The following is a 10,778-nucleotide window of genomic DNA, read 5'->3' on the forward strand; positions in this document are numbered from 1 at the left end:
CGGAGGCCGGGCTTTTTCAGGCGTCGGAACAAGGCCAGCGGACTGTAGGAAGGTTGACCCTCGAAGGGCAAGAAACCGACGGTCCGGCCCAGGGCACTCGCCCATGACCTCCAGCACGAGGAGCGAGGAGGCAGACGCACGCGCCGTGTTCGCGCCATACTGCTGGGGTGGGAGCCCGCGCCATGACCCAGACGCTGCTGCTGACCGACCCTCTCTTCCTCCGACACGACCCGGGCGAGGAGCACCCCGAGCGGCCGGCGCGGCTGGCGCGCATCCTCCACCTGCTCGAAACGGAGCCCATCCATGGGACCGAGCGGCGGGCCCCTCGCCCGGCCACCGAGGAGGAGCTCGCCTCCGTCCACACGCCTCGGCTGCGCGCGTACCTCCAGGGGCTGAGGGGCCGGCATGAGCTCGTCGACCCGGACACGGTGACGTCGCCGGACAGCTACGACGCGGCGGTGCTGGCGGCGGGGGCCTCGGTGCAGGCGGTGGACGAGGTGCTCGCGGGCCGCTCGCGCAACGCCTTCGTGCTGGCGCGGCCGCCGGGGCACCACGCCGAGCCGGACAAGGCCATGGGCTTCTGCCTCTTCAACAACGTGGCCATCGCCGCGGAGGCCGCGCGCCGCCAGGGCGCCGAGCGGGTGCTCATCCTCGACTGGGACGTGCACCACGGCAACGGCACCCAGGCGGCCTTCTGGACGCGGCGGGACGTGCTCTACATGTCCGCGCACCAGTACCCGTACTACCCGCAGACGGGCGCGCCCTTCGAGGTGGGCGAGGGCCCGGGCGCCGGCTACACCGTCAACTGCGGGCTGCCCGCGGGCGGGAAGGACGCGGATTACGGGGCGCTCTTCCAGGATCTCTTCCTCCCGGTGGCCGAGGCCTTCCGGCCGGACCTCGTGTTGGTGTCCGCGGGCTTCGACGCGCACCACAGGGATCCGCTCGGCGGCATGGAGCTCACCGAGCGCGGCTTCGGGGCCATGTGCACGGCGATGAAGACGCTGGCGGACAGCACGTGCGGCGGGCGGCTGGTGCTGCTGCTGGAGGGCGGCTACTCGCTGGAGGGCCTCTCGCGCTCGGTACACACCTGCGTGGAGGTGCTCGCGGGAGAGGCAAAGGACAGCTTCCCGGAGGGGGTCTCACGGGAAGCGGCGGCGGCGCTCCAGCGCAGCCGTGAGGCCCTCGTGCGCTACTGGCCCGGGCTGGGCAGGTAGGCGGAGCCGAGGTGGAGACCCATACGACGACCGATGGTGGTGGGGTGAGACGTGGACCGTGAAGCCGTGGAGAAGTTGCAGCGCGCGGGGTTGAAGGTGGAGCAGCCCGAGATGCTCCGGGTGCCCATCCAGCGCGACGAGAACAAGAAGGTGGTGACGCTGCGCGGGGAAGTGCCGGTGATGGGCAACGAGGGGCTGGTGCTGGTGACGCTCCAGCCCATCTCGAAGCTGTGGACGGGCTCGGCGGTACCGCCGGACCTGTCGCGGACGCCGCCGCCGCAGTACCAGCCCTTCCTGCTGCTGCTGGAGTCGACGGCCGCCAACTACTGCGCGGCCACCGGCAGGCCCGAGACGGATGACGAGTTCGAGCGGCTCTACCGCCAGCTCCGCCGCCGGCCGGACGGGGATGACCCGCACCCGCTCTTCGCGTACCTGCAGGGCGCGGTGCGCCTGTACCTGTCGCTGCGCGACGTGAGCCAGGCCGAGTTCGAGGCGGTGGTCAACCGGCTGAGCCAGTCGGCGAAGTGGCACTCCTCGCATGTGGGCAGCACCAACTACTACCGCGAAGTGCTCAGCGGACTGTTCGGAGCTTGAGCGCGCCAAGCGCCTGAAAGGAACTTACCGATGATCGACCTGTACACCTGGACGACGCCCAATGGTTGGAAGGTGTCCGTCACGCTGGAGGAGCTGGGCCTGCCCTACGCGGTGCACCCCGTGGACATCGGCAAGGGTGAGCAGAAGCGCCCTGAGTTCCTCAGAATCAACCCCAACGGGCGCATCCCGGCCATCGTGGACCGCGAGGAGGGAGACTTCGCGGTGTTCGAGTCGGGGGCGATCATGCTCTACCTCGCGGAGAAGGCGGGAAAGCTGCTGCCGAGCGATCGCAAGGGCCGCTCGCGGGTGACGCAGTGGCTGATGTTCCAGATGGCGGGGGTGGGCCCCATGCAGGGGCAGGCCAACGTCTTCTTCCGCTACTTCCCGGAGAAAATCCAACCGGCGATCGATCGCTACCAGAACGAGACGCGGCGGCTCTACACGGTGCTCGACACGCGGCTGGGGGAGAGCGAGTACCTCGCGGGCGAGTACAGCATCGCGGATATCGCCAACTGGGCGTGGGTGCGCGCCCACACGTGGGCGGGCGTGTCCATCGACGGGCTGGCGAACCTGCAACGCTGGCTGGCGGCCATCGAGCAGCGGCCGGCGGCGCAGAAGGGGCTCGCGGTGCCGCACGTGCAGAAGCTCGACACGGACGCGGACCGCGAGCGGGCCATCAAGATGGCGCAGACCATCGTGCAGCGGTAGGCAGGCCCGAAACCATGCCGAAGTCACCTCACGGGGGCTGTGGGCCCCCTCGGGTGCCTATTCGATCTCCCGCACGCTCAGCCACTTGAAGTCCACATCGTTGGCGCCGTCCCAGCGGAAGATGGCGAGGGGGCCTCCCCAGGTGATGGGCATGGCGTCCACGGTGCCGCCGCAGGCGGAGGCATCTCCGCCCCAGTCCCCGGCATCGGTCATCTCGTAGACCTTCACCCACGACACCTTGTCGGCCCGGGTGTCGAGCCACAGTTCCAGCTGGACGGCCGTCGTGCCTTCCGCGGTGGTGACGTTGCGCATGATGGCCTTGAAGCCCACCCATCGGCCGCGCAGGGCCGTGGTCGCCGCCGCATAGGGAGACGACTCGTAGCTCACGTGCCAGGACTCCTTCTGCCACCGCACCTGGCCGTCGTAGTGGAGTGCTCCGTGGTACGCCGAGCCCTCGCAGGGCCGCCCGTCGGAGTGCTCGCCGCCTCGGGCCTGCCAGGAGAGGTTCTCCTCCGGTTTGCCGCCGGAGTTCACCCTCACGTAGCCCGTCATCTCCACGTTCTTCCAGTCGTTGGGCGCCAACATGTAGCCACTGCTCGCGAGAGCGTCACGATCGGTGGAGATGGCCGCGGCGTCGTACCCCGTCGACGTGAGGACCTGCATCCGCACCTGCTTGCTCCGGATCTTCCAGGAGCCATCCCGGTTACGCGTGAGGGTGTCCTGCGGATCGAAGCGCGGGTCCCTCGTCGCATCCGGCGCCAGCGTCCACGTCTCGCCGTCCACCCTCGTCGGGTAGAGCATCGCCACGCCGAAGCTGTCCGTGCCCACCGCCAGCGGAGCCGACGGAGGCGGCTGCGCTTCCCGCGCGGACACAGAGGTTCCCGCGACCGCGAGTCCGAGCACGAGGCCCACCCGCATCCGCTTCAAGAAGCACTGCCCCAGGTTCCACGCCCCCACGCCCCACCTCCATCCCACCCAAGGGTCCAACCCTGGCGGAACTCCCCTCACCCGGACACCCCATGAGACTCCCGGGCGAGCGAGTGCTCAGCCCACCTCTCCTGACCGGCTTGTAAGCTCACCTCGCATCCAGCGCCCGACACCCTGCCCCCGGGTGCGGTTGCACTGTCCCCGGCACGATGCGCGCGCCGCCTGCCGCACCGCGCCATTTCTCCTCCCCTCCCCCGCCCTTCCGTGGCAGGAAGGCACCGACATCCGGAGGAGACACATGGCGGAGATGAGCTATCGGACGGCGCTGGTAACGGGGGCCTCGAGCGGCCTGGGGCGCGGGCTGGCGCTCTGGTTCGGCCGGCGGGGCGTCAAGGTGTACGCCGCGGCCCGGCGCCGCGAGAACCTGGAGGCGCTCGCCAACGAGGCCCGTGCGGCCGGTGCCACCGTGGAGCCCGTGGAGCTGGACGTCGCGGACGCGGACGCCACCCTCGCGCGCATCCGGGAGCTGGACGCCGCCAGCGGCGGGTTGGATCTCATCATCGCCAACGCCGGTTACGGCCAGGAGACGTCCGGCAAGCGCATCAAATGGGAGACGGTGAAGCAGACCATCGACGTCAACATCACCGGTGCCGCCGCGACCCTCTGCGCCGTACTGCCACAGATGGTGGAGCGCAAGCGCGGTCACGTCGTGGGAGTGGCCAGCCTCGGCGCCTTCCGGGGCCTGCCGCGCAACGCCGCCTACTCCGCCTCCAAGGCCTTCCTCCACACCTTCATGGAGAGCCTGCGGGTGGACCTCCGGGGCACCGGCGTGAGCGTCACCTGTCTCTACCCCGGCTTCGTGAAGAGCGAGATGACGGCGAAGAACAAGTTCAACATGCCCTTCCTCCTCGAGACGGAGGAGGCCGTGGAGCGCATGGGCAAGGCCATCCTGCGCGGGGAGGCGCAGTACGCCTTCCCCTGGCAGATGGCCGGCGTCATGGGCCTGGTGAAGAGCCTGCCCAACGCCCTCTTCGACGCCGCCATGCGCAAGGCGCGCTGACGGCTACGGGGCGCCCATGAGGAATTCCTGCGCGCCCACCTGGCCCTTCTCGGGCGTCACGTCCTCCGGCTCCGTGCCCTTCTTGAACCAGATGTTGGTGGCGTCCTTCGAGCCCGAAGAGGCGATCTTCCCCGTCTTCTTGTCGATGCGCAGCAGCCGCAGGTCATCGCGCAGCCACTCGGGCGGCCAGAACTCGGCCTGGGGCCGGGCCGCCAGGGCCGGCTTCATGTAGTTGAGCCAGATGGGCAGCGAGGCGCGGCCACCCGTCTCGTAGCGGCCCAGCGGGTGCTCGTTCTTGTCGTAGCCCACCCACGTCACCGTCACCAGGTCGCGCGTGTAGCCGGCGAACCAGGTGTCGAACGAGTCGTTGGTGGTGCCCGTCTTGCCCGCCGCCGGCTTGCCCAGCTTCTGCGCCGGCCCACCCGTGCCCTCCGCCACCACGCCGCGCAAGAGCGAGGTGAGGATGAAGCCCGTCTCGGGGCTCATCACCTGCTCACCCGCCTCGAACATGCGCGCGTAGCCCGCCGCCACCCGGTCCTGCAGCGGCGCCCAGGCGTCGTCGTAGGCCGTGTGGTCCTCCAGCGTGCGCCCGAAGCGATCCTCCACCTTGCGGATGAAGTACGTGGGCTTCTTGCGGCCGTAGCGGTTGAAGGTGGCGTACACGTTGGCCAGGTCGTACGGGTACACGCACGAGGAGCCCAGCGCCGCGGAGAAGTCCATGTTCATCGGCGTGGTGAGGCCCAGCTTCTCGCTCCACGCGGCCATGTTCTTCACGCCCACCGCCGCGAACGTCTTCACCGCGGGGATGTTCATCGAGTTCACCAGCGCCGTGCGAAGCAGCACGTCCCCGAGGAACTCGTCGCTGTAGTTGTCCGGCTTCCAGCTCACCCCGTTCTCCGGGTCATGCTCGACGATGGGCGAGTCCACGATGATGGTGGCCCCCGTCCACCCGAGCTGCTCGAGCGCCGCCGAGTACACCAGCGGCTTGAAGGAGCTGCCCGGCTGACGGCACGCCTGGAAGGCCCGGTTGAACTCGTTGGCGTCGAAGTCGTACCCGCCCACCATCGCCGTGAGGTACTGGCGGTGGGGATCGATGGACACCAGGGCGCTCTGCAGCTCCGGCTCCTGCTCCAGCCGGAAGAGCGGCACGCCCTCGGGGACCTCCTTGTCCAGCTTGCGGTCGAACTGGACGTTGTCGTCCGTGAGGTCCTTCTTCACCACGTGGCGCACCACGATGACGTCGCCCACGCTCAACACCCGCCTGGCGGAGGTGAGCATCAGCCCCGGGTAGAAACCCTCGGGGTTCACCTTGCGCGCCCAGCGCATGCCCAGCAGCGGCAGCAGCCCCTTGTGCGGACCCACCTGCACGTCAGCGCCCTCGGCCTCCACCTTCGTCACCAGGGCCACGTACAGCTTGTTCTCCTGGAGCTGCTCGTTGCCCACGACCTTGGTGGCCTTCTCCAGGAAGGCCTTGCGCTCCTGCTCCGTGGCGAGCTGCATCACCGGCCCCCGGAAGCCCTGGCGCTTGTCGATGGACAGCAGGCCGTCCAGCACCGAGTCCTGCGCGGCGCGCTGACGCTCGCTGTCCATGGTGGCGAAGATCTTCAGGCCGTCGTTGAGCAGCACCTTGTTGCTGTAGCGCTCCACCACGTCACGGCGGACCTGCTCGGTGAAGAACGGCGCGAACTCGTGGAAGACGTCCTCCACCGGGTACACCTGCACCGGCTCCGCATCGGCCTGCTTGCGCTCGGCCTCGGAAATCATGCCCTCGTCGAACATGCGGCGCAGCACGTAGGAGCGGCGCTTGCGGGCCGCCTCCGGCTTCTGGAAGGGCGAGTAGCGGCTGGGCGCCTGGGGCAGACCGGCGATGAGCGTCATCTCCCCCAGCGTCAGGTCGCGCACGTCCTTGCGGTAGTAGTTCTCCGCCGCGCTCTGCACGCCGTAGCTGTGGTGCCCGAGGAAGACGTTGTTGAGGTAGAGGTAGAGGATCTCCTCCTTCGTCAGCGCCTCCTCCAGGCGCCGGGCGAGGATGGCCTCGCGAATCTTGCGCGTGAGGTTCTTGGCGGTGGCGCTCTCGTAGCCCTCGGCGGCGATGAGCACGGCCTTCGCCGTCTGCTGCGTCAGGGTGGAGCCACCCTGCATGCTGCCGCCCAGGCCCAGCTTCTTGCGAATGGTTTTGAAGCCGGCGCGCGCCGTGCCCAGCACGTCCACGCCATGGTGGTCGAAGAAGCTGGAGTCCTCACTGGCGATGAAGGCCTGCACCAGCCGCTTGGGGATGCGCTCGTAGGGCACCACCTTGCGCCGGTGGTGGTAGAACTCGCCGGCCAGCACCGCGTCGTCGGTGTAGACCTCGGTGACGATGGGCGGCCAGTACTGGTCCACCCGGGGGATCTCCGGCAGCCCCTGCGAGAAGTGGTAGTACACACCCGCCACGGCGATCACCGCCGCGGTGGTCCCCGTCAGCGTGGCCCACGCCGCGAACTTCAGCAGCCTCACCCACCAGGAGCGCTTGGGCGGTACGCCCTCCAGCACCAGCTTCGACTGGGAGCGATCGGTCTTCTCGTCGGGATTCATACTCATGTGGGGTCCAGCGCGGCGCGCTTGAGCACGTCCTTCAACTCCGGGGGCAGTTTGGCCTCTACCTCCACCTTGCCCCCGTGAGCCGGGTGGGGAAATTCGATGCTCTCGGCGTGCAGGAACAAACGTTTCAGGCCCCAGCGGGCCTTCACTTCTCGGTTGAAGGCGAAATCACCGTACTTCTTGTCTCCCGCCACCGGATGGCCGATGGCGGTCAGATGCCTTCTTATCTGATGAGTGCGTCCGGTCTCGATGACGCAGGAGAGGAGGGCTGCCTCGCCCGACTGCTTGATGACCTTCCATCGCGTCACGGCCTCCTGCATGTTCACCCCGCGTCGGGCCTTGGACTCGGCCGTCTGCTGGTGCTCGGCGAGCGGGAGGTTAATGACGCCTGAATCGCGCGGCATCTTCCCCTTGACCAGTGTCAGATACCTTTTGCGCGGATGTCCGTGAGTGAAGATTTCCGTGAAGTGGACCATCGCCGGCCGGCGCTTGGCCACGAGGATGACCCCGCTCGTCTCCCGATCCAGCCGGTGCGCGGGGCTGGCGGTGAAGTCGTTCCTCACGGCTTTTGGCCCCAGGTGGGCGCGCACGTAATCCACCAGCGTCCCTCCCGTAATCCCGCTGCCGGTGTGGACAGCCATCCCACTCGGCTTGTCCACCGCCATCATCCAGTCGTCCTCCATCAGGATGATGAGCTCGCTGGGGTCCACGGGGGGCGGGGGTGGAGGCTTGCGCTCCTCGGGGCTGGCCGGGGCGAGGAGCTGCTCCTCGGTCCCCCGGATGGAGACCATGTCGCCGGCCGCCAGGGGTTGCTCGGGCTGGGCCCGTTTTCCGTTCACCCGCACCTTCTTCACGCGAATCATCTTGAAGAGGTGCGAGGTCGGTACATTGGCGAGCTTCTTCCGTAGGAACTTGTCCAAACGGATACCCGCGTTGTCGTCGTCGATTCGGAACTCGATCATTTGACTGGCGCACGGACCAGACCACACCGATAAATTCGGGTCCATGCCGAAAGCCCCCTCGATTGAACAGCTCCTACAGAACGGAAGCGCGGAGTGGAACCGGCTGCGCAAGGCCGGCAAGGTGCCCACCGAGCACACTGGCGCTACCTTCGCGCAGCTCTTCTCCGCCAACACCGACCTGTCGGGTCTGGGACTGGTGGGCAGCGAGTGGGAACGCTGCGACCTGTCCAAGGTGAATTTCCGCGATACGGACCTCTCCAACGCCTACTTCCACGGCGGTCGCCTGCAGGACTGCGACTTCCGGGGCGCCAACCTCGAGGGCGCCACCTTCGAGAAGCTCAAGCTGCTGCGCTGCGACTTCACGGGCGCCAAGGGGCTGGAGGAGGCGGACTTCGAGGACGTGGACATGGACCGCGTCGTCGGACTCGATGGCGAGGAGGCCCCGCCCCCTCCGCCCCCACCGGTGCAGGGCATCACCGCCTTCACCCGCGAGCAGCGCGACAAGGTGATGGGCCCGGGCAGTCTCCTGGGTCCGTCCATGCCCGAGCTGCCCGCGGAGAGCGAGCTGCCGCCCTTCAAGCCCCAGGACAACCCGGGCCAGCTCTTCTTCCGCGCCCTCAAGCGGCTGGGCGCGCCACCCCTCTGGGTGCTGGACGTGCCCGGCCTGCGCCCGCTGCTGCCCGCGCGCCTGCCTCCCGGCTCCTCCCTGGAGACGCTCTACCGCGAGGCGGTGAAGACGCGGCTGGAGAACAAGAAGCCCTCGGCGGACCCCGGCGCGGTGGAGCGCGCCCAGCGCTCGCTGCGGCTGGGCAGCAAGGACTCGCACCTCGCCGCCATGTACCTGCGCGAGGTGGGCGTCGTCCCCGACTTCCGCTTCTCCGCCGCCAAGGTGCTCAAGGACGCCCTGCGCGAGGAGCTGAAGGTGGATGACAACACCGCCTCGGTGGATCCGCGCACCACCGGCGCCCTGCTGGAGCTGCGCTTGCCCCACGAGGTGGTGGAGCACACCCACGAGGTGCGCCGCCGGCTCGCCGCCACGCAGCTCTACACCGCGCTGCTGGAGGCCGGCTTCAACGCGGACAACAACTGGGAGGAGGCGCTGGAGTCGGCGGACGCCGCCATGGAGCTGGCCCAGCTCGCCGTCGGGGAGGACCGGCAGGCGCTGCTCGAGGGCTTCCAGGTGTTCTCCGCCCTGCCCGAGGAGGCCCGCCTGCGCCGCCTGGCCTACCTGGCCGAGTCCCTCGGCCACCTGGAGCTCATCGGCCGGCTGCCCGAGGGCATGGAGCCGGCGTGGCTCACCGGCGCCGAGACGCGCGAGTGCCACGACCGGGAGATGACGTACGTGCAGTCGCTGCGCGCCGAGGACATCCCCACCAAGGTGCCCGCGCTGGGCAAGGCCGAGCTGGGCGTGCCCGAGGGCGAGGTGCCCGAGGACAGCGACGAGGACCTCTTCGTCCACCTGCGCTGCGATGTGTGCGGCAAGGAGAAGCTCATCGTCCAGTCGCCCGGCGAGGAGTGACGGCCCGGGACACCCGTGGATGGGGGAGTGAACGACTCGGGACACTCCCCCTGTCCCATCCGGTACACCCGCCGGGCGCCCGTCCCCCTGGCTGCCCTGATTCCAGGGGGTTGGCTCGCGGCACGGGGAGTGCTTTGGGGAAGGCCCGTGAGCCGCAGGGCTCATGACATTGCCCTTCAACCCCGGAGCATCCCCCATGAAGCGCCTCCAGATCCTCGCGCTCAGCCTCTTCGCGCTCGCCTTCGGCCTCGTCACCACCGGCTGCGGTGAGTCCGGCGAGAGCCGCGTCACCATCAAGCTCACCGACGCCCCCGGCGACTTCAAGGCGGCCGTCGTCACCATCTCGGAGGTCTATCTCCAGGGTGAGGGTGGCAAGCTGGTGCTGCGTGACACGCCGGCCACCACCAACCTGGTGAGCCTGGCCAACGACACCGCGGACCTCGTCAAGGACGCCATCGTCCCGGCCGGCAGCTACAAGGAGCTGCGCTTCGTCATCTCCGGCGCCTACATCGAGGTGGAGCAGGCCGACGGCAGCACCCTCATCTACGCCACCTCCAATGACTATGCGGGCCTGCCCGCGGGCGCCAAGGTCGCCGGCAACCTGCAGACGCCGAGCTTCAGCTCCTCCGGCCTGAAGGTGAAGTTCGACGGGGACGTGGAGGTCTCCGGTGAGCAGAAGGTCATCCTGGTGGACTTCGACGTCTCCCAGAGCTTCGGCAAGGAGCGCGGCCAGGGCGACAAGTGGGTGATGAAGCCCGTCATCAAGGGCGCGGACATCACCTTCAGCGGCAGCGTGACCGTCACCCTGACCAAGGACGCGGCCGTCACCCTGCCCACCGTCAACGGCCGGGCCGTGACGCTGGCCGACTTCACGGCCACGCTCAAGACCACCGAGAGCAGCACGGATGGCGCCGCCGAGGCCGCCGCCGAGGAGATCGCCCTGACGGACGCCAACAACGACGGCGTGTTCGAGGCCCAGTTCAAGTTCCTCGTCCCCGGCGCCTACCAGATCAACTTCGTGGGCCCCGCGGGCGTGAGCTTCACCACCAACCCGGCCGTGCCGGCCCCCGTCACCATCGGCTCGGGCACGGACCAGACGCGGGCCTTCACCCTCAAGTCGGCCTCCGCGCAGTAACGGTTGGCGCGGTAACGGTTTGGAGTAAGTGAAGGAGCGGCCGGGGAGACGGTACGACACCGTCTCCCCGGTCGTTCTT

9 protein-coding genes are annotated in these 10,778 nt (G+C 68.7%); 6 read left to right on the top strand and 3 right to left on the bottom strand.

Annotated features, from left to right (window positions below; all coding sequences use genetic code 11):
• Positions 1–182 precede the first annotated feature (182 nt).
• Genes VF697_RS19785 through VF697_RS19795 form a run of 3 tightly spaced genes read left to right on the top strand, consistent with a single transcriptional unit; the run spans position 183 to position 2,516 of the window.
• The gene (locus VF697_RS19785; RefSeq protein ID WP_331097255.1) at positions 183–1,214 is read left to right on the top strand and encodes a histone deacetylase; all 1,032 of its coding nucleotides are present in this window, start codon (positions 183–185) and stop codon (positions 1,212–1,214) included.
• A gap of 51 nt (positions 1,215–1,265) precedes the next feature.
• A complete protein-coding gene (locus tag VF697_RS19790) occupies positions 1,266–1,808 on the top strand; it encodes a hypothetical protein (protein WP_331097256.1) in 543 nt (180 codons plus the stop codon).
• A 30-nt stretch (positions 1,809–1,838) separates the two neighbouring features.
• A complete protein-coding gene (locus tag VF697_RS19795) occupies positions 1,839–2,516 on the top strand; it encodes a glutathione S-transferase family protein (RefSeq protein WP_331097258.1) in 678 nt (225 codons plus the stop codon).
• A 57-nt stretch (positions 2,517–2,573) separates the two neighbouring features.
• Here VF697_RS19795 and VF697_RS19800 read toward each other — a convergent pair whose 3' ends face one another.
• A complete protein-coding gene (locus VF697_RS19800) occupies positions 2,574–3,473 on the bottom strand; it encodes a carbohydrate-binding protein (protein ID WP_331097260.1) in 900 nt (299 codons plus the stop codon).
• A gap of 268 nt (positions 3,474–3,741) precedes the next feature.
• Here VF697_RS19800 and VF697_RS19805 point away from each other — a divergent pair, with 268 nt between their 5' ends.
• Complete coding sequence (locus VF697_RS19805; RefSeq protein ID WP_331097262.1) at positions 3,742–4,503, top strand: SDR family NAD(P)-dependent oxidoreductase; 762 nt, start codon at positions 3,742–3,744, stop codon at positions 4,501–4,503.
• Positions 4,504–4,506: 3 nt separating this feature from the next.
• Here VF697_RS19805 and VF697_RS19810 read toward each other — a convergent pair whose 3' ends face one another.
• Positions 4,507–7,077: a PBP1A family penicillin-binding protein gene (locus tag VF697_RS19810; protein ID WP_331097270.1), complete on the bottom strand. Its 2,571-nt coding sequence runs from the start codon at positions 7,075–7,077 to the stop codon at positions 4,507–4,509.
• Positions 7,078–7,079: 2 nt separating this feature from the next.
• A complete protein-coding gene (locus tag VF697_RS19815; protein WP_331097264.1) occupies positions 7,080–8,045 on the bottom strand; it encodes an RluA family pseudouridine synthase in 966 nt (321 codons plus the stop codon).
• 43 nt (positions 8,046–8,088) lie between these two features.
• On the opposite strand from VF697_RS19815, the gene VF697_RS19820 reads away from it, so the two are divergent.
• Positions 8,089–9,564 (top strand): pentapeptide repeat-containing protein, encoded by a 1,476-nt coding sequence (locus VF697_RS19820; protein ID WP_331097266.1) that lies wholly within the window; start codon positions 8,089–8,091, stop codon positions 9,562–9,564.
• A gap of 196 nt (positions 9,565–9,760) precedes the next feature.
• The gene (locus VF697_RS19825) at positions 9,761–10,699 is read left to right on the top strand and encodes a DUF4382 domain-containing protein (protein ID WP_331097268.1); all 939 of its coding nucleotides are present in this window, start codon (positions 9,761–9,763) and stop codon (positions 10,697–10,699) included.
• Positions 10,700–10,778: the final 79 nt, after the last annotated feature.

This window comes from Archangium sp. (genome assembly GCF_036388035.1).
Classification (GTDB): Bacteria; Myxococcota; Myxococcia; order Myxococcales; family Myxococcaceae; genus Archangium.

What these genes read in the sequence shown, in the direction of transcription:
- VF697_RS19785 (WP_331097255.1), top strand. Translation starts at nt 183, where the DNA reads ATGACCCAGACGCTGCTGCTGACCGACCCTCTCTTCCTCCGACACGAC.
- VF697_RS19820 (WP_331097266.1), top strand. Translation starts at nt 8,089, where the DNA reads ATGCCGAAAGCCCCCTCGATTGAACAGCTCCTACAGAACGGAAGCGCG.
- VF697_RS19805 (WP_331097262.1), top strand. Translation starts at nt 3,742, where the DNA reads ATGGCGGAGATGAGCTATCGGACGGCGCTGGTAACGGGGGCCTCGAGC.
- VF697_RS19810 (WP_331097270.1), bottom strand. Translation starts at nt 7,077, where the DNA reads ATGAATCCCGACGAGAAGACCGATCGCTCCCAGTCGAAGCTGGTGCTG.
- VF697_RS19795 (WP_331097258.1), top strand. Translation starts at nt 1,839, where the DNA reads ATGATCGACCTGTACACCTGGACGACGCCCAATGGTTGGAAGGTGTCC.
- VF697_RS19815 (WP_331097264.1), bottom strand. Translation starts at nt 8,045, where the DNA reads ATGATCGAGTTCCGAATCGACGACGACAACGCGGGTATCCGTTTGGAC.
- VF697_RS19825 (WP_331097268.1), top strand. Translation starts at nt 9,761, where the DNA reads ATGAAGCGCCTCCAGATCCTCGCGCTCAGCCTCTTCGCGCTCGCCTTC.